18 protein-coding genes are annotated in these 17,071 nt (G+C 62.2%); 4 read left to right on the forward strand and 14 right to left on the reverse strand.

Annotation, left to right across the window (positions count from 1 at the left end):
• Window positions 1–179: 179 nt before the first annotated feature.
• Genes UB23_RS07995 through UB23_RS08010 form a run of 4 tightly spaced genes read left to right on the forward strand, consistent with a single transcriptional unit; the run spans window position 180 to window position 5,806 of the window.
• Window positions 180–1,526 (forward strand): hypothetical protein, encoded by a 1,347-nt coding sequence (locus UB23_RS07995; RefSeq protein ID WP_045058807.1) that lies wholly within the window; start codon window positions 180–182, stop codon window positions 1,524–1,526.
• 35 nt (window positions 1,527–1,561) lie between these two features.
• A complete protein-coding gene (locus UB23_RS08000; protein WP_045058808.1) occupies window positions 1,562–3,808 on the forward strand; it encodes an Ig-like domain-containing protein in 2,247 nt (748 codons plus the stop codon).
• A 60-nt stretch (window positions 3,809–3,868) separates the two neighbouring features.
• Window positions 3,869–4,330 (forward strand): curlin, encoded by a 462-nt coding sequence (locus tag UB23_RS08005; protein WP_045058809.1) that lies wholly within the window; start codon window positions 3,869–3,871, stop codon window positions 4,328–4,330.
• Between the two features lie 27 nt (window positions 4,331–4,357).
• The gene (locus tag UB23_RS08010; RefSeq protein ID WP_045058810.1) at window positions 4,358–5,806 is read left to right on the forward strand and encodes a curlin; all 1,449 of its coding nucleotides are present in this window, start codon (window positions 4,358–4,360) and stop codon (window positions 5,804–5,806) included.
• Window positions 5,807–6,270: 464 nt separating this feature from the next.
• Here UB23_RS08010 and UB23_RS08015 read toward each other — a convergent pair whose 3' ends face one another.
• The 14 genes from UB23_RS08015 to UB23_RS08080 all read right to left on the reverse strand — a co-directional run bounded on the left by UB23_RS08015 (window position 6,271) and on the right by UB23_RS08080 (window position 17,060).
• Window positions 6,271–7,137: a CsgG/HfaB family protein gene (locus UB23_RS08015; RefSeq protein WP_045058811.1), complete on the reverse strand. Its 867-nt coding sequence runs from the start codon at window positions 7,135–7,137 to the stop codon at window positions 6,271–6,273.
• A 27-nt stretch (window positions 7,138–7,164) separates the two neighbouring features.
• Complete coding sequence (locus UB23_RS08020) at window positions 7,165–7,599, reverse strand: curli assembly protein CsgF (protein WP_045058812.1); 435 nt, start codon at window positions 7,597–7,599, stop codon at window positions 7,165–7,167.
• The gene (gene csgE / locus UB23_RS08025; protein ID WP_045058813.1) at window positions 7,596–7,988 is read right to left on the reverse strand and encodes a curli production assembly/transport protein CsgE; all 393 of its coding nucleotides are present in this window, start codon (window positions 7,986–7,988) and stop codon (window positions 7,596–7,598) included. The genes UB23_RS08020 and csgE overlap by 4 nt, the downstream gene beginning before the upstream one ends.
• On the reverse strand, window positions 7,985–8,524 hold the full coding sequence (locus tag UB23_RS08030; protein WP_045058814.1) for a type II secretion system protein: 540 nt from the start codon (window positions 8,522–8,524) through the stop codon (window positions 7,985–7,987). The genes csgE and UB23_RS08030 overlap by 4 nt, the downstream gene beginning before the upstream one ends.
• Window positions 8,499–8,873 carry a type II secretion system protein gene (locus UB23_RS08035; RefSeq protein ID WP_045058815.1) on the reverse strand — a complete coding sequence of 125 codons (375 nt, stop codon included), beginning with the start codon at window positions 8,871–8,873 and terminating at the stop codon, window positions 8,499–8,501. The genes UB23_RS08030 and UB23_RS08035 overlap by 26 nt, the downstream gene beginning before the upstream one ends.
• Before the next feature lie 4 nt (window positions 8,874–8,877).
• Window positions 8,878–9,351: a type II secretion system protein gene (locus UB23_RS08040; RefSeq protein WP_045058816.1), complete on the reverse strand. Its 474-nt coding sequence runs from the start codon at window positions 9,349–9,351 to the stop codon at window positions 8,878–8,880.
• Window positions 9,352–9,353: 2 nt separating this feature from the next.
• Window positions 9,354–11,186: a type II secretion system protein GspD gene (locus UB23_RS08045; RefSeq protein WP_045058817.1), complete on the reverse strand. Its 1,833-nt coding sequence runs from the start codon at window positions 11,184–11,186 to the stop codon at window positions 9,354–9,356.
• Entirely contained in the window at window positions 11,183–11,701 is a 519-nt protein-coding gene (locus UB23_RS08050) for a hypothetical protein (RefSeq protein ID WP_045058818.1), read from the reverse strand. The genes UB23_RS08045 and UB23_RS08050 overlap by 4 nt, the downstream gene beginning before the upstream one ends.
• On the reverse strand, window positions 11,701–12,249 hold the full coding sequence (locus UB23_RS08055; protein WP_045058819.1) for a GspMb/PilO family protein: 549 nt from the start codon (window positions 12,247–12,249) through the stop codon (window positions 11,701–11,703). The genes UB23_RS08050 and UB23_RS08055 overlap by 1 nt, the downstream gene beginning before the upstream one ends.
• A complete protein-coding gene (locus UB23_RS08060) occupies window positions 12,236–12,781 on the reverse strand; it encodes a PilN domain-containing protein (protein WP_045058820.1) in 546 nt (181 codons plus the stop codon). The genes UB23_RS08055 and UB23_RS08060 overlap by 14 nt, the downstream gene beginning before the upstream one ends.
• 1 nt (window position 12,782) lies before the next feature.
• Entirely contained in the window at window positions 12,783–13,586 is an 804-nt protein-coding gene (locus tag UB23_RS08065; protein WP_045058821.1) for a hypothetical protein, read from the reverse strand.
• Window positions 13,567–15,273 carry a GspE/PulE family protein gene (locus UB23_RS08070; protein ID WP_045058822.1) on the reverse strand — a complete coding sequence of 569 codons (1,707 nt, stop codon included), beginning with the start codon at window positions 15,271–15,273 and terminating at the stop codon, window positions 13,567–13,569. Before UB23_RS08070 ends, UB23_RS08065 begins: the two co-directional genes overlap by 20 nt.
• A gap of 82 nt (window positions 15,274–15,355) precedes the next feature.
• Window positions 15,356–15,874, reverse strand: coding sequence for a response regulator (locus UB23_RS08075; RefSeq protein ID WP_045058823.1), 519 nt, complete (start codon window positions 15,872–15,874; stop codon window positions 15,356–15,358).
• Window positions 15,875–16,106: 232 nt separating this feature from the next.
• Window positions 16,107–17,060, reverse strand: a complete 954-nt coding sequence (locus UB23_RS08080; RefSeq protein ID WP_045058824.1) for a peptidylprolyl isomerase — start codon at window positions 17,058–17,060, stop codon at window positions 16,107–16,109.
• Window positions 17,061–17,071: the final 11 nt, after the last annotated feature.

The raw sequence follows: 17,071 nt of genomic DNA on the forward strand, positions 1-17,071 counted from the left end.
ACCCCCAACTCTGGGGGCTGGGGCCCGATGGGATTTTGCGCAAGACGCCGCCCTCTCTCACCTGCACGCCCGTGCGCCGGGCCTATGCGGGGCATTTTCGCTTTCTGGTACGGAAGTTGCCGAAACCCCTCTCAACTGACCCATCCCCAGGGGACAGGTCTCCAATAGAGGGAATACTCATGCACCCTTTACTGTCCAAAACTGCGGCCGCCCTGGTCGTCAGTGCTCTGGCTCAAGGCGTCGCCCAGGCGGCGCTGTTTGCAGTCGATCCCGGACCCTATCTACCTGGCAACGGTGGCTTCGCCGCCTGGTATCAGGACACGCACGGTCGAACCCTCGACCTGTGCCTGTCCAAGGCGGTAAGTTCGCGGGTTCCCGGCGCGCCGGGCGCGCCGACCTACATGTGTAGCCTGCTGCCCACCCCCGGTGTGTTTGACGATGCGCAGCCCATCGTCTTCCCCAGCAACTTCCCGGACGAAGCCTTCTGGTTTACCGCCGACACGGCAATCGTCGACGCCGCACGGGGGATTAACCTGTCATTTGGCACGGCCATTGAAGCGGCCTTCGCTGCCGGAGACCCGATGGAAGGCGACCAGGTCAGCTTTGCCCGGGTGCGGATTCGCGTCGACGTGCCCCTCGCCGGCACCTACGTGATCACCCACCCCTATGGCGTCGATGTGTTCAACATCGACACCCCCGGGCGGCGTGCGATCAACATGACCCGGGACATCGGCATCGGCTCGCCAAAAACCTACGACGGCGCCCTCAAGGGCGATGTCGGGCCTTTTCTGCGCAGCGTCAACGGCCCCTACTCCGAGACCAACCCGCTGACCGGCAGCGCCGAACAGTTCGTCGGCGACCCCAACCTTACCGAAGCCGTAACCGGCAGCCCGTTCAACACCAACTTCGTGCGCATCGAAGGCCCTAACGGCCTGGACCTTCGTACAACGCTGTTTTCGATCTCGGGCAAATTGTCGACCTTGGTTCGCCCAACACCCATGATCGCCCAGCGGAGTACCTACTCACGCACCGCCGGTGAAAGCGCGCCGGTGGCCCAGCAGGACGTGTTCGTAATGGCGCCACCGCCACCGGCGAGCGTGACCCTCTCCAGCAGCACCCCGGTCCTGAACCTGAGTGAAGCCGACACCACCGGCAACTGGTACGCGCAGTCGTCGGCCAACCCGACCTTGCCGACCACCTTGCAAGTGACCGCCGACAACCACCTGGCCATTCCCAGCAGCACGCCGACCACCCTGCCCATGGCTCTGACCGACCTGGTGGTGATCCAGCGGGCCGAGTACAGCCTGAGTTCCGGGCAACTGACCCTCGTAGCCTCCACCAGCGATGAAACCTCGCCGCCAGTGCTCACGGCAACGTCAGGCAGTGGTGCCGCCATCGGCGCCCTCAGCGGCGAAGGCGCGGTGAAAACCCTGGCCACCGGTATCTCGCCGATTCCACCGTCCCGGGTTCGTGTGACGTCATCCAATGGCGGCAGCGACACCGAAGAAGTGGTCATCGTGCAATGAACGCTCACATGCCCAGATCCTCATCAGGAGGCATCATGAACAATTGGCCACGCCTGGCGCTCAACGCCCTGGGACTGACTCTATCGCTGTCCGGCAGCGCGTTCGCGCAACTCGCCGCCGTCGACCCGGGCCCTTATACCTTTGCCACGGGGAAATTCCCCATGTGGTACCAGGACAACAATCAACTCTCGATGGAACTGTGCCAGTCCCGGGCCGCCAGCTCGCGAGTGCCGGCCTCGGTACCGCCGGCCTACATGTGCACCCTGCTGCCGGAACCGGGTATTTACGATGACACCCAACCCATGGTGTTCCCGGACAACTGGCCACCGGAAGCCTTCTGGTTTCTCGCCGAAACCGCAATCCCCGATAACGGCGCCGGCTATGGCGTAGACGCCTACGTGGCCGGGATCGAAGCGGCATTCGCTTCAGAGAACCCCATAGATGGCGACCAGCAAAGCTTTGCTCGGATTCGCATCCGGGTGAACATTCCCACGGCGGGTGTCTACACCATCACCCACCCTTACGGTGTGGAAACGGTCAACGTGACGGCGCCTGGCCGTCGTGCGATCAACATCACCCGCGACATCGGCATCGGCGCACCGGGCAATTTCACCGGTGCGGTGAATGGCGCCATAGGCCCATTCCTGCGCAGCATCAACGGCCCCTATACCGAGGTGAACCCGGACACTGGTGGCGTGGAAACCTTCGTCGGCGACCCGAACCTAACCGAGCAAGTCACCGGCAGCCCGAACGACACCAACTTCCTGCGGGTCACGGGGCCTGCGGGCACCATCCAGACCAACCTCTTCACCGTGGCAGGCAAGGTACTTGACGCTCGTGCGCAAACTCCGGTCGAGTTGGACCGCGCGACTTACCGGCGCACCACCTCAGGTGGCAGCAGCAACGTGCGCGTCGAAGTGTTCGCCAAGGCCGGCAACGGTTCGTCCCTGTGCTTCCGAGAAAGCGTGGCGCTGGTTCCTGGACCACCGCTGTCGCCCTGCCAGACCAGCCTGCTTGGGGACAACACCGGGCTATTCTTCGGTCAACGCCAGGCCATTGGGCCGGTGCCTCCGGTCATAGTGGTCACCGCCTCCAACCCGGCAGGCACTACCCGGCCGACAGCCGTATCGAGCAAGCTCACCGACGTGGTGAAAATCCAGACCGCACGCTACAACTGGTCTAACCACAGCCTGCTGATCGAGGCCACCTCCACCGATGAAGTGGCCATTCCGGACATGGTCGCGCAAGGCTACGGACGCCTGTCGAAATCAGGCACCCTGCAGAAAATCACCATTGCCGACCTGACTCAGCCGCCCGCCGCGGTGACGGTAAAATCCGCGGCCGGCGGCAGTGACACCGAGCCAGTCGTGGTGGTCGGCAGCGCGCCGAACGCCGGCGAAAACCAGCCTCCGCTGGCCGTCGCCGACAGTGGCAGCACCAGCTTCGGCGTACCCATCACCCTCAACCTGCTGACCAACGACAGTGACCCCGACGGCAACGTGCCGCTGAGCATCACAGCGTTGACCCAACCGGCTGCGGGCCAGGGCACCGTGGCATTGAGCGGCGCAACTGCAGTGGTCTACACCCCCCCTGCGGTGGTCAATGCCCCGCTGACCACCACCTTCACCTACAAGGCCCAAGACATCAAAGGCCTGGCCTCGACCGCTCCGGCGACCGTGACCATCACCGTTGCGCCTAACCAGGCACCGGTGGCGGTGAACGACGCCATCGCCACCCTGGGCGTGGCAGTGCCGATCAACGTGCTGGCCAACGATACCGATCCGGAAGGCAACCTGCCGCTGGCAATCGCCGGCTTCACCCAACCACCAGCGACTCGCGGCAGTGTCACCAGTAACGGCACGGTACTGACCTACACCCCACCGGCCACCGTGACCACGGCTTTCACCACGACCTTCACCTACACCGTGCGGGATAGCTTCGGTGCTGTCTCAGCGGCCCCGGCGACGGTCACCGTGCAAGTCTCGCCACGGCCTGCGGCGGAGAACTTCACAGTGACCACGGCCACGGTGTCGGCACGCTCCAACAACCGCTTCACCTGGGACTTTGCCGGCACCAGCTCGGTGATCACCGGCAACACCATCACCGTCCAGGTCAGCACCCCGACGGGGCTGGTGACCCTGGGTACCACCACGGTGCCGGTGACCGGTCGCTGGCGGTTGACGGTCAGCAACAGCACCACGGTGATCCCGTCGGCGAACCCGACAGCCACCATCACCTCGTCCCAGGGCACCGTGCGTACGGTGTCGGTGACGGCGAACTGAGCCCTCGCCCCGTCAACTCCTCGAGTTGACGGGGCCAGCCTCTTCTCACAGGACAACGCCATGAAAACGTCGACCGCCACCCTGCTCTGCCTGCTTCTGCTCTGCAGTGGCGCTGGTGCGCGCGCAGACGACCTGATGGACAACGACGACCTGGCCCCCGCCACCGACCTCGGCGAGCTGCCACCGCCGGTTGGCCAGCAGGCGCTGATCGACCAGAACGGCCAGGCCAACGTTGCGCTGCTGCAACAGAACGGCCAGTCGCTGCTCGGCAGCATCGTCCAGTCGGGCAGTAATCAGGAGGCGTTCATTCTTCAGCAAGGTAACGACCTGATGGCCCTGATCACCCAGCAAGGTTCGGGCAATAACGCCGGCATCACCCAGACCGGCAGCCACAACCGCGCGCAGATCTCCCAGAACGGCAACAACAACGACGCCACCATCGACCAGGCCGGCACGGGGCTTTCCAGCGCCGTCACCCAGTCGGGTAATGGCATGAGCGTTTCGGTCAAACAATATCGCTAAAGCACTGCACTACCCGGAGGTTTCATCATGTTCAAACTGACGCCCCTCACCGCCGCCATCCTGGTCATTGTCAGTGCCCAGGCCATGGCCGACGACAGTGTCTCGACCCAGAGACAATTCGGTGATGCCAACATCGCCAATGTGAAGCAGACCCAGGCCCCGTTCAGCACCGCAACCGAGCAGCAGTTCGGCCAGGGTAACGACGCGATGGCGGTGCAGGACACTGCAAGCAGTAGCATCGACCAGAATCAGGTCGGTGATTACAACGCCGGCTATGCCGAGCAACTGTTCGAGGACGGCAGCACCATCGTGCAACGGCAGGTGGGTACGTTCAACAACACCCATGCCAGTCAGTCTGTTGGCTTGACCGGCAACGAAGCGCTGCAACAGCAACAGGGTAACGGCAACTTTTCGTTCATTTACCAGGACAGCCAGCAAGGAGCCTCGGGCCAGACCTTTCAAAACGGTGACAGCAACGTGGCTTACATCGAACAGATGGAAGTGGGCGATGCGAATGTCGCCACCGTGGTGCAGTACGGCACCGCCAACTATGGGACCGCCGAACAGGTCGGTCACTCGGGAGGCCAAATTGCGATCAACCAGAATGGCGGCGACAACTATGCCTACGGCGATCAGCGCAGCGGCGTTGGCGGCACCGTGACCATCAGCCAGTTCGGCGACATGAACGGCAGTGAAGTCTGGCAGTTCGGTCAAGCCGCCAGCCAGGTTATCGTCGATCAATACGGGCAGGCCAACGAAGCCATCGTCGACCAGAGCTTTGGGCAAAACAACTACGCCCAGGTCGTGCAAGTCGGCGACCTCAACGCCCTCTACGCCGACCAGTTCGAATCCATCGGCTCGACCCTGGCGTTGTACCAACAAGGCACCAACAACATCCACTTCACCTACCAGAGCGGCGACAGCCACGTACTCAATGCCAGCTCCGTAGGTAACGAGAACAAGGTCTACGCCAGCAACTGGAAAGGCCCACAATCCGGTGGCCAGTTCGGCACCAACCAGCGCGCCACCGTCAACCAGACCGGCAATGCCAACATCGCCAACTTCACCCAGACCGGCGCCGGTCACATCATGACCACCAACCAGAGCGGCCTGGGCAACAAGACCACGGTCAGCCAGGCCGAGTCCTACAACGAGCTGTACTTCGACCAGAACGGCACCGACAACATCCTCATCGCCGACCAGCGCGGCACCACCAACCTGATCCAGGGTTCCTCCACCGGCACCGGCAACAGCAGCGAGTTCGACCAGTCGGGCAGCGGCAACCAGGCATTCACCACACAGATGTATGGCAGTGACAACCAGATCACCGTCAAACAGGCCGACAGCATGAACGTGGCATATGTGACCCAGGGCGGAACCGGGAACATTGCCAATGTTGATCAGAGCGGCGTGTCGCAGATGGCGACGGTGCAGCAGTTTGGGGGGGCTAACCAGGCGACTGTATTGCAGCAATAACTGATAGGGGGGTACCAAAACCGCGGCCTGAAGGTCGCGGTTTTTTTGCTTGCGCGGTTCTGGTCTGCCCCAAAAATATCGAACATCAATCATGACTTTTGGAGGGCAGACCATTCTCCAGGAGCTCAATGTAGGAGCTGAATGTAGGCACTGACCGTAGGAGCTGAATGTAGGCACTGACCGTAGGAGCTGACCGTAGGAGCTGACGAGTGAAACGAGGCTGCGATCTTTTGATCTGGTTGAGCCACCACCAAGATCAAAAGATCGCAGCCTCGTTTCACTTGGCAGCTCCTACAGTTTGGTCGCGTAGGAGTCGCGTGTGCACTGCAAATTCGCGTGGGAGCAAGGCTTGCCCGCGATGGTCTTTGAGTTGAAAGATGTGTTGGCTGACACTCTGTCATCGCGGGTAAGGCTTGCTCCCACAGTACTGTGTGTGGGGTCAGGGAAGACTGGGGCTGCTTCGGTTACTCTTCCTCGCCTTCCGGTACTACGCGGTTCTGCGACAGGTAGCGTTCCATGGTTTCGTTCTGTGGCGGTGCCGAGTTGTCGCCGGCGACCTGCCACATTTTGCGTTCAATGCCCTGGGACAACAGGTGGCCGACCGCCGATTCGATGGCCGACAACACGCACAACTGCGCCGGCTCGTTGGTGGTGTAGCCCACTTCGGCCTCGAGCAGTTTCTTGAACTCGATGAACTTGAACACTCCCGCACTGCGGGCCACGGAGTAGATGGTCTTGCTGGTCATCACGTTGGCCAGGACCTGGCCGCTGCGCACGTCCACCGCCCGCAGGTTGACGGTGACCTGGTCGACCCGATACTCGCGGGAGATGTCGATGCCCAGGTAACGGGCCCCTTCCCCGCCGCTGCGCACATTGGTGTCATAGGCGATGATGCCGCCTTCGAGCATCATGTTCGCCGCCTGCAACGGCGGCAGTTCCGCCTGGATGTTCATCGGCGTGTTCGGCTTCTTTTGCGAAGCGCGAATGATCTTGCGTTCGGTCAGCAGGTTCTGCAGCCCTTCACGCTCCAGCACCACGAACCAGCCGCTGGATTGCATGGCGTCCATCAGCATGCTCGCCGCACCCTGGGTCACGCTGGTGGAAAAGGAGCTGGCCGGGGTGGGTTTGTACTGCCCGGTCTGGTCGCGAAAACCGTAGACTACGGCCATCAAGCGGCCCTTGGGACGCGGCAGCTTCATTAAGTCGTAGTAGGTTGACGCCCTGGGTGTCAGGGTCGGGGTTTCGCTGTCCTGCTCGGCCGGCATCGGTTCGCGCAGGCTGCAACCCTGCAAGGCCGCCAACAGCATCCCTAGCACAATTATTTTTTTCATGTCCGTTACTCCCCATCAGTCCTTGGCTCAAGGAGCCAGGCCGTTCACCAGGATTTCCGAAATTTCGCCGGTCGCTCGGTCCGTCACTTCAATGGTCAGTGCGCCCGAGTCGTCGATGACGTTGACGATAAAAGCGTCGGTGGACAGGCTCCCCGCGTTGCCGGTGGAGATGTTGTCCAGCAACTGCCCCAGCAGGCGCGATTGCAACTGGCTGCTGAAGCGCTCGAGGGCCGAGGTGCCGGCGATCGCGGTGCGATCCTTGAGGTCCGGGTCGTCGTAGTCGTTCTGCGCCTGGGCGTTGTTAAGTAGCCAGGTGCCGTTCAGCGGGTTGCCGCCGAACGAGGGGTTGACCGGCGTGTACACCAGTTCAGTGGCCTGGACCACACCGCAACTGGTAATCCCGAGCAGCCACATGCCTGCCCACGCGAGGCCGCTGCGCTGCGAAAACAATGTCGTCTTCATAATTCGTCCCTCTCAAGGTCCGTGGTGTCTTGCAACAAGGCTTCCAGCTTGCGCTGGACAATCTGTCCGCGAACCCAGTCGGCGGCGTCATAAGCCTCGTCCTTGAGCTCCACGGTATTCGGCGGTAGAAAGCGCCGGTAAACCAGTCTCTGTTGGTATTCCACGGTCACCAGGCTGCCCCAGCGTGCCGAAGGTCGTTCGCGTACCACCAGGTTGAAATCCATCGGGCTGGTGGCTCGCAGGCGTTCACTGAACGAGTAGTAGAATTCGTGGCCGATGTGCGAGATCGTGTCATCGACGATGAAGCCCATCATTTCGTCCTCTTCCCCTGCCGAGGCGAACGGCAGCACCAGCACCAGGGCCATGGCGGCCAGCCATTGGCGGTTCATGGCTGCAACGCCCCGGGTGCGCTGGACTGACCTTTAGCCGGACCCGACGCGCCATCGAGGAAGGCTTTCTCGGCGACAAACTGCCAGTCCTTGTAACTGGCCATGCCGGTGAAGTCGGACCACTGGCTGGGGAAATCGACCTGTTTGAGCGGCTTGTCGGTAGACGGGCTGTTGAGGCCGGTGATGCGTCCATCGAAGCCCCGTTGAAGGCTCCACTCACCGCCGCCGATCGGGTCTGGATAGAGCTGGCGGATATGGTGCCTGGGCGTTGGAAAACGCTGGTCGTCCAACAGGTCCTCGAGCTCCTTGGGGTACTGCGCCAGGCCCGGCGAACTGCGGTAATAGCTGCGCAGCGCCTGTGCATATTGGGTGCCGACCCAGAGCAGCTGTTTCTCGCGGTCACGCCGCGATGCGGTCGACCACAGCTCGCCGGCGCTGGCCAGGCCCATGCCCATGACCATGATCAGGAACAACACGCCCAGGTAGGTGAAACCGCCCTCTGCGGACGGCCTACCACTCGGAATAAAGGCTGCCATCACGTGCCCTCCCTGTGGCTCCACTCTTGATGTCGGCAACACCGCCCGCCACACCCTCCGGCGGCGCGACCATGACCCAGGCATCCTTGCGCTCGACGATCGGGTCCATCGGTGGGTTACGCAGGTAACGCTGCTCGACCAGTTGCTCGATGGAGTCGGGATAACGCCCGGTATCGCCGTAATAGTGGTCCAGCGCCTCACGCATCGCCGACAGGCTCTGGCGCAGGGTGGTCTCTTTCGATGTTTCCAGGCTGTTGAAATAACGGGGCAAGGCAATAGTCATCAGGGTTGCGATGATTGCCATGACCACCATCAATTCCAGCAGGGTAAATCCCTTTTGCCGACGCATGATTTCACCACTCCCTATAGGCGACGCCGTTGAGCCCCTTGCCGCGAGCCTGGGAATAGACGTCAAAGACGTCCTCCCCCTCACGCGGGTTCTGGGCCGAACTGTCATAGGCGCGCAAACCCCAACCGCCCTCGTCGTCACGCTTGACCGACGCCAAAGGGTCGTGAGGAATGCGCCGTAAAAAGTAGAACTTGGCGCCCTTGGCACTGCGCACATCGCGCACGCCTTCCACCAGCACTTGCAGGTTCGGTGGGTAGCCGCTGCTGTTCAGCGACTTCTCGATGTAGCCGGCATCGAATGCGCGCTTGTAGGCATCGATGGCATCGCGAATCTGGTACAGCGCGGTGCGCAGGTCCTGCTCTTTGCCCCGGCGCACCACGGTCTCGGTCAGCGGCGCGGCCATGCCGGCCAGCAGGCCGATCAGGGCCAGCGTCACCACGACTTCGATCAGGGTAAAACCGCGTTGCGAGGCGTTCATGATCAAGGCTTCTCGACGACGACACGGGTGGCGACCACCGGCGTGCCCATGGTTTCGGTGCGGATCGCGGTGTCCATCGAGCGGTCCGGGGCCTGGATGTGCATGCTGGTTTCGGTGCCGGTAGGGAACTCCATGTCCGAGGGGCTCTGATATGGCAGGTTGCGCACGATGCGCGGGGTGATGGACAGCACCAGCTCCGATTTGCTGACGTCGTCGCGGTTGCTGCCGAACAGGCGGCCCAGGCCTGGAATATCGCCAAGGCCGGGGATTTTGTTGCCGTTGCTGCCATGGTCATTGCGCACCAGCCCGGCGAGGATCTGCGTTTCGCCGTCGTGCAGGCGCAAGGTGGTCTGGGCATTACGGGTGTCAACCTGAACCGGGATGGTGCCCTGGCGGGTCGGTTCCAGCGGGGTCGCGTTGCTGACCTCCAGGGCGATCTTGATCGCCACTTCGTTGTTCAGGTGCACGATGGGCTGCACTTCGAGCTTGAGACCGACATCCAGGTAGGTCACGCTTTCGGTGATCACCGGGCCCTGGGTCGAAGGCACCGAAGTGGCGCTGATGATCGGCACACGCTGGCCAATGTGGATGCGTGCCTGCTCGCGGTTGCTGACCCGAATCACCGGGCTGGCCAGGGTATTGATGTCCTTGTCCTGGGCGTTGATCTTGGCTTGGGGCGAAGGCGAAATCGAGATCCGGCTGGAGTTGATGCCTCTGAGCTGGTCGAGCACCGACACCGCCTGGCCGTCACTGGTGAGCACGCCAAAGGTATTGGGCCACTGCAAGCCGAGATCGAGGATGCGCTGGCGAGCGACCTCCATGACTTCCACTTCCAGCACCACTTCGGGGTTGGATTGGTCTTGCGATTGCAGGAGTTTTTCCGCCATGCGAATCGCGTCTTCGCTGTCGCGCATGGTCAGGGTGTTGAGGCGTTCGTCGACGAACACGTCGCGGGTCTTGAGCATGGTCTTGATCATGTTCAGCGCGGTGTTGGCATCGATGCTGGTCAGGTAGAAAGTGCGCATCACCAGCTCTTGATAGTCCTTGAGCTTCTGCGGCGAGTCGGGGTAGATCAGCAGGGTGTTTTCGTTCACCACTTTCTGGTGCAGCTGGTTCTGTTGCAGCAGCAGTGCCACGGCGTCTTCGATGCGCACGTCACGCACGAAGATGGTGGCTTTCATGTCCGGGCGCAGGTCCTTGTCGAAGATGAAATTCAGCCCGGCGACCTGGGACAGCACTTCGAAGATGGTCTTGAGGTTGGCATCGCGAAACTCCAGGGTCACCGGCCGATCGAGGCGAGTGCGCAGCTGCGGGTACTGCACGACGTTACGGCTCTGCACCAGGCGGATGCTGCTTTGCAGCTCCAGGGCGCCTTCGTTTTTCGGGTCCAGCTCGAGGATCTGCTTGACCTGGCGGTCGGCGGCGTAGATGTCGCCACGGCGCAGGTCGCCCCGGGCCAGCTCGAGTTTTTCATCCTGGCTGCGCATGTGTTCAAGCTGGCTCAGGGATTCCTGGGCGCGCCGGTTGTTCGGTTCGATGGTCAGTACCCGGCCATAGCCCATGCGGGCGGAGGCAAAATCACGCTGGGCGCGGTCCATGTCGGCCTGGGTCAGCAGCGCCGTCACCGCCCGGGCGCGGCTGCTGTTCAAGGCCAGGTGCAGCTCGGTATCACGAGGATTTTCGCGCAGGCCTTCCTCGATTCGGGCCAGGCCGGCTTCGTACTGTCCCGACTCAATCAGGTCGGATGCCTCCTGCTTGGCTACCTGCGCGGAACTGCACGCGGCCAATCCTGCACACAGGCAGACAAGGCTTATAAGCAAACGGGATCGGTTCATTGCGTGCTCCCCACAGACAGCGTCTGAGACAAATGCAAAGGCAGGTAAACGAAGCTCAGTTCCACATCGGAAATGCCCTCGATCCGCCACGTTTCGTCGATCACGTCCCCTTTGCGCACGACGTATATTTTTTCGCCGTTCTGCAGAAATACCTGCAGATCGGTACGGTCATCCAGCCTGCCCACGAACTGGAAAGGCATGGGCGGTGCGCTAGGGGCTTGCACCACCGGGGTGACGTTGACGGGTTGTTCGGTGACGACGGCGAGGGTCGGCGCCGCTTTCCAGCTGCGGGCGGCGAACAGGTCGCCGGCCGGGCTCAGGTCCTTGATCTGCACGGGTTTGCCAGCAGCGGGTGCAGCCGGCAAGGCGCCGCTAACCCTGGCTTTGGCCGGGCTGCCTACAACAGCGACGGTGTCGTCGCCCTCCTCAGTCGACTGGAAGAACTCGCTCCCCCAGGTGAGCGCTGCGGCAACCCCGAGGAATGCCAGCCAGCCCACTACGCGTTGGCTTTTCATCACGACCTCGACAGGTAAAGGGTCATGCGGATCCGCCCGGTGAGGTCGGTGTCGGCGATCTTCTTGCGCTGGAACTCCACGTCCTCTACCACCACGGCCGGCAGCTGGCCGAGCAAAGCGTGCAGGAAGCGCCGCAGTTGCGGATAGCTGCCGCGCACCGGCAGGAGGATCTGATAACGCGCCAGGTGGGTCTTGGGATCGATGCCCAGGGAGTATTCACCGCGGGCCAGGGTGATACGTTCCTGGGCGGCCAGGGCGTAGATCTTGTCGATGGCAACCGTTGCCTGGGGCTGTGACGGCAGCTTGCTGCGGAAGTCATCGAGCTGGCGCTGCGGCACCACTGGCGCAGCCACGCTGCCCTCTTCAACCTTGGCCAGGTATTCGCCGGCTTCCCGGGTCTGCTGGCTGAGCTGTTGCAGCGACTGCCAGTCCGGCAGCAAACCTGCCAGGCCATACACCAGCGCCAGCAGCACCAGGGCAATCCCGGCAAGCCCGGGCACACCGAGGCCTTGCAGGTATTCGTGGACGATCAATCTAGGGATTTGCATCGCCGATCTCCCAGGTAGCCGACAGGTTGAATTGCACCGGATGCTCCGGCACGTTGGCGACGATTTCGTGGCTCAGCAGCGACACATCGGACAGCTCGTCGCTGGCTTCGAGGCGCCGGTGGAAATCGAGCATCGCTTCCAGGTCCCGCGCTTCAGCAGTGATGCGTACCTGGCCCTTGCGAGCGTCGGGGGTCAGGGTCAGCAGGGCAATGTTGTCCCGGGGCATGCTTTCCAGGGTGGCGAACAGGTGTTCCCAGGGGCGGCGCAATTGCTGCGAGACCTTGCGCATTTCGGCCAGGTTTTGCGCCTGTTCGCGGATCTGCGCCGGGGTCAGGCTGAGCTTGGTACCCGTGTCACCGGTCAGTACTCGCTGGGCCGTTTGCAGATGACCTTGCTGCTGGCTGGATTGGTCGCTGACGTGCTGGCCGAGCGCCACGCAAGTCAGCGCCAGTACCACGCCGGCGGCCAGCAGGCTCCAGCCCAAGGGACCGGAACGGCGACGTGGCTGGAAGTCGAGCATCAGGGCGCGCATGTCAGGCCACCGCCCGGGACATGACGTACAGGCTGTCGCGTACGGCTGTCCGGTCCTCTTCAAGGGTGCGCAGGTGAACACCCGGCACCTCGGGGTGCGAATCGATGCGTGCCGGCGCATGCAGGTAAACATTCAGCGGGCGGTCGCTGGTGGAGGCTTGCAGCTGGCTTTCGCGACCGATCAGCGCCGCCAGCGCGGCATCGCTGTCACTGCTGCCCACCGAACGCACCGACGCCCAACGCCCTTCCCGCGCCACCAGCAACACGCTGCGCACCGGCTCGGCGACCACGAAGAGAAAATCGCCGGCGTCAAAGCTCGAATCGAAGTGATTAAAAGCGGCCATCAGGTAGGGCTGCACCGAACGCAGCTTCAGGCCCCGGGCGCCGGCCAGCGTACGCAGGCGCTCGAGCAGGTCCTGCGGCAGCGCGGCAGCGATACGGTCGTAACCCGCAGGCTCGGCCGACAACACCAGGTTCCAGGGCTGAGTCGGCACACCGTAAAGGTCTTCGAAGCACAGTTGGGCGAAGCCACGCAGTTCCTCGGGGCTGTTGATCTGATCGCTCCACGGCACCAGGCAGAAGCGGCTGAAGTGCCCCGACACGACCACGCTCAACTGCGCACCGGCAGCGGCATGTTCGCCCAGCAGGCGGTCCAGGGTTTCCAGAGCGACGGCCCAGGCATGGAAGCCTTCGTCGATGAAACCGACGCTGCCAAGCCACAGGGTGTCGCTGCCCTGGCGCCGGCCCAGGCCAACGCCACTGGCGCCGAGTACGGCGACAAAACGATCACGAGACAAAAGTGACACGATTGATCTCCTCAAGCGTGGTCCGCCCTTCCTGCACCAGTTCCAGGGCCGACTCGCGCAGCAGGCGCAAGCCACGTTTGCAGGCATGGGCCTTGATTTTCGAAATCGGCTGGCGCTCGACGATCATCTGCCGCAGTTCGTCGTCCAGGTGCAGCAGCTCGGCGATCGCGGTACGCCCGCGATACCCGGTGCCCCGGCAGTGGCCGCAGCCCTTGCCGTGCACGAAGTGGAAATCGGTCACCTGCTGCGGGTCGAGACCCGAGAGGTGCAGCTCGTCGTCAGTGGGAAAATGTGGCGCGCTGCAGCTGGCGCAGACCAGGCGGATCAGCCGTTGGGCCAGCACCGCGTTGAGCGCCGAAACCAGGCTATAGGGGTCGATTTCCATCTGGGTGAAACGGCCTATCACGTCGAATACGTTGTTGGCGTGGATGGTGGTGAACACCAGGTGCCCGGTGAGTGCCGATTGCACGGCGATCTGCGCAGTGTCCGGGTCACGGATTTCGCCGACCATGATCTTGTCCGGGTCGTGGCGCAGGATCGAGCGCAGCCCCCGGGCGAAGGTCAGGCCCTTCTTCTCGTTCACAGGAATCTGCAGCACCCCCGGCAGTTGATACTCCACCGGGTCTTCGATGGTGATGATCTTGTCCACGCCGTGGTTGATCTCGGTGATCATGGCGTAGAGCGTGGTGGTCTTGCCGCTGCCGGTGGGGCCGGTCACCAGCACCATGCCGTAGGGTTCGGACGCCAGGCGGCGCAGTTGGCGCAGGGTTTCGTCTTCAAAGCCCAGGGCCTGCAACTGCACGCCACTGACCTTGTCGGCCAGGTCCTGTTTGTCCAGTACCCGCAGCACCGCGTCCTCGCCAAAAATGCTGGGCATGATCGACACCCGAAAGTCGATCTGCCGCCCGCTGATACCGATTTTGAAACGGCCATCCTGGGGCACGCGTTTTTCGCCGATGTCCAGTTCAGCCATAACCTTGACCCGCGAGAGCACCTGCTCGGCGAACTCAGTGCCCTGGATCTTGCTGATGTTGTTGAGCACGCCGTCGATGCGGTACTTGATCACCAGGCCGCTGCCGGTGGTGCCCAGGTGGATGTCGCTGGCGTGCATCTTCAGCGCGTCGTAAAGGGTAGAGTTGACCAGCTTGACCACGACGCTGGCGTCCTCGCTGATGCTGGTCAGGGACAGGCTCTGCAGCTTGTCGATTTCCACCCCTGAGTCGGCCTGGGCATTGAGCGATTCAACCGCATGGAAGCTTTCCTCGTGGCGGGCCAGGTATGCCTTGAGGTCGTCGGCGTGCACCAGATAGAGCGGCGCGCCGTGCAGGCAGTCGTCGATCCAGGCCAGGCGCGCGCTGTCGAAGGGGTCGGCGAACACACCAATGACCGTCTCTTCGTGACGCAGCAGGATAAATTCGCGCTTGAGGCATTGGGCCAGGGTGACCCGGTCGAATACCGGGGTGGCCTTGAATAGCGTGTCGGTGTCGAGCACCGGGTAATGCAGGGTGGTGCCCAGGCATTCGATAAACGGCATGGGGGCCAGTTCACACAACACCCCAAGCGCTTCCAGCACCCGTTCGCCGGAAGTGGCCGCGCGGGAGCGGGCCTGGGCCAGTTGTTCACTGGAAAAACGCGACGGTACGGTGTCCAACAGCGCCGGTTCTACGGCTAGGGATAGACGGTCCATGGCATGCTCTCCAACGCCGGGGGCTTTGAGCCCTGTCGACGCGGCGAGCAGTTACGGAGGTCCGGAACGACTTGTCGCGTCATTACTCCCCGGTGAGCAATTGTTCGTCGTCTGGTGCCATGGAGTTCGAGTTTCTTCGGCGATCCACCAGCACCCAGCTTCCGTCGTACAACTGCAGCGGGAAACTTTCGGTCCTGCTCTGGCGTCGTTCGACGAATCCTGTAGCAATGTTCGTTCGGCGCTCCATCCCCAGAAGGTCACAAACGGCCCGAGCCAGCTCCGCCAAAGGAAACGGCTTGAACAGGATGTGACTGACTCCAAGTTGCCGGGCCCGCTCACAGACTTCAGCGGTTGGGTGCCCTGTAATCAGTACACAATGACAATTCCTGTTCTGGCGGACTTGTTCGAGAACGTCAAAACCTTCCATATCGGGCAAGCGGTAATCGAACACCATCACATCGGGGGCAAAATCAGCGGCTTCGCCGATGGCTTTGGCACCGTCGTGTGCTATCCGGACTTCCAGCCCTTGCGCCTGCAGGTAATCCTGGAGGTTATGTGCGAGGAGCTGTTCGTCTTCAACAACCAGTACTTTGTTTAACAAGGTGGACTCCTTGTAACCGCAGGTCCGAATCTCGAACCTGGCAGAGTGCCGCCTCAATCAGGCTAACGCACACTTCATGCCAGACTCGGCGCGGAAGTTTTCACCACTGCATGTAGTTGATATTCATGAAAAACCTTTTTCGCCCGAGCACACCACCGCAAAGTGCCCCCCAAAGCCGGGGCAAGTGCACGGATTCACCCTGAAGCTTTTCCCCATTATTGGGGAACAATCTTCAATCGTCGTCAATCCGTTCAATTCGATTGCTCGAGCGCAACTTCGCAAGCACTTCGCCACGAATGGCAACCTGTTGCTGTCGAGCAAGGTAAGCCCTGACCATTTCCAGTCCCTGTTCTTCTGAGACATCGGCGGGCTCGCTGCGGTTCTGTAAATAAATGAGGTGCCAGCCCACCGGGGTGCGTACCGGCTCGCTGAGGTCACCAGGAGCCATGGCAAAGGCTGTCGCTTCGAATTCAGGGAACATGCGGCCCTTGGGGAAATAGCCCAGGTCCCCGCCGCTGCTGGCGGAAGCATCCTCTGAAGCACTTTTGGCAATACTGGCAAATTCGGCACCGTTAACGATTTTCAACCGCATGTCTACTAAGCGTAGACGCGCTGCTTCAATTGTCGCGGTATCTGCGCCTTCAGGTACCTTCACCAGGATATGCCGCGCCTGTACTTCCTCGGGCCGGCCCATTTCGCTGCGGTGTTCCTCGTAAAAGGCCCGCACCGCTTTCTCGTCGGGCCCGGCCACCTTGGTCAGTTCGGCAAACACTTGTTGCGCCGCCATGTCACGCCGGGTGTACTCGACGAAGCTCGCTTCATCGAAACCGGCATCGTTCAGGCGCCGGGCGAACACCTCGGGGCCGCCGATGGCCTGGCGAGCCTGGTCGACCTGGCCCTGCACCTGTGCGTCGCTGATCACCACGCCGCGCTTGACGGCTTCCTGCCACAGCAGTTCCTTGTCGATCAGGGCATCCAGGGCCTTTTGCCGCAGTTGCTTGTAGGCCTTGGGATTGCGGATGCTGCCCAATGCCCGGCCCTGATCCTCGAGGAACTCGGCGAAATAGCGTTCGAGGCGAAACTCGGATATTTCCTCGCCATTAACCTTCGCCGCGATCGGGCCGGTGCTGGCGTAACTCACCGGCACCGACAGGGTCAGCAGGAGCAACCAGGTGTTGAGTTTCATGATGAACCTCC

Origin of the sequence: Pseudomonas sp. ES3-33, from assembly GCF_000952175.1 — a bacterium.
Classification (GTDB): Bacteria; Pseudomonadota; Gammaproteobacteria; order Pseudomonadales; family Pseudomonadaceae; genus Aquipseudomonas; species Aquipseudomonas gregormendelii.

What these genes read in the sequence shown, in the direction of transcription:
- UB23_RS08035 (WP_045058815.1), bottom strand. Translation starts at nt 8,873, where the DNA reads ATGCGTCGGCAAAAGGGATTTACCCTGCTGGAATTGATGGTGGTCATG.
- UB23_RS08010 (WP_045058810.1), top strand. Translation starts at nt 4,358, where the DNA reads ATGTTCAAACTGACGCCCCTCACCGCCGCCATCCTGGTCATTGTCAGT.
- UB23_RS08020 (WP_045058812.1), bottom strand. Translation starts at nt 7,599, where the DNA reads ATGAAGACGACATTGTTTTCGCAGCGCAGCGGCCTCGCGTGGGCAGGC.
- UB23_RS07995 (WP_045058807.1), top strand. Translation starts at nt 180, where the DNA reads ATGCACCCTTTACTGTCCAAAACTGCGGCCGCCCTGGTCGTCAGTGCT.
- UB23_RS08000 (WP_045058808.1), top strand. Translation starts at nt 1,562, where the DNA reads ATGAACAATTGGCCACGCCTGGCGCTCAACGCCCTGGGACTGACTCTA.
- UB23_RS08055 (WP_045058819.1), bottom strand. Translation starts at nt 12,249, where the DNA reads ATGCAAATCCCTAGATTGATCGTCCACGAATACCTGCAAGGCCTCGGT.
- UB23_RS08070 (WP_045058822.1), bottom strand. Translation starts at nt 15,273, where the DNA reads ATGGACCGTCTATCCCTAGCCGTAGAACCGGCGCTGTTGGACACCGTA.
- UB23_RS08005 (WP_045058809.1), top strand. Translation starts at nt 3,869, where the DNA reads ATGAAAACGTCGACCGCCACCCTGCTCTGCCTGCTTCTGCTCTGCAGT.
- UB23_RS08080 (WP_045058824.1), bottom strand. Translation starts at nt 17,060, where the DNA reads ATGAAACTCAACACCTGGTTGCTCCTGCTGACCCTGTCGGTGCCGGTG.
- UB23_RS08015 (WP_045058811.1), bottom strand. Translation starts at nt 7,137, where the DNA reads ATGAAAAAAATAATTGTGCTAGGGATGCTGTTGGCGGCCTTGCAGGGT.
- UB23_RS08050 (WP_045058818.1), bottom strand. Translation starts at nt 11,701, where the DNA reads ATGAAAAGCCAACGCGTAGTGGGCTGGCTGGCATTCCTCGGGGTTGCC.
- UB23_RS08060 (WP_045058820.1), bottom strand. Translation starts at nt 12,781, where the DNA reads ATGCGCGCCCTGATGCTCGACTTCCAGCCACGTCGCCGTTCCGGTCCC.
- UB23_RS08030 (WP_045058814.1), bottom strand. Translation starts at nt 8,524, where the DNA reads ATGGCAGCCTTTATTCCGAGTGGTAGGCCGTCCGCAGAGGGCGGTTTC.
- csgE (WP_045058813.1), bottom strand. Translation starts at nt 7,988, where the DNA reads ATGAACCGCCAATGGCTGGCCGCCATGGCCCTGGTGCTGGTGCTGCCG.
- UB23_RS08045 (WP_045058817.1), bottom strand. Translation starts at nt 11,186, where the DNA reads ATGAACCGATCCCGTTTGCTTATAAGCCTTGTCTGCCTGTGTGCAGGA.
- UB23_RS08040 (WP_045058816.1), bottom strand. Translation starts at nt 9,351, where the DNA reads ATGAACGCCTCGCAACGCGGTTTTACCCTGATCGAAGTCGTGGTGACG.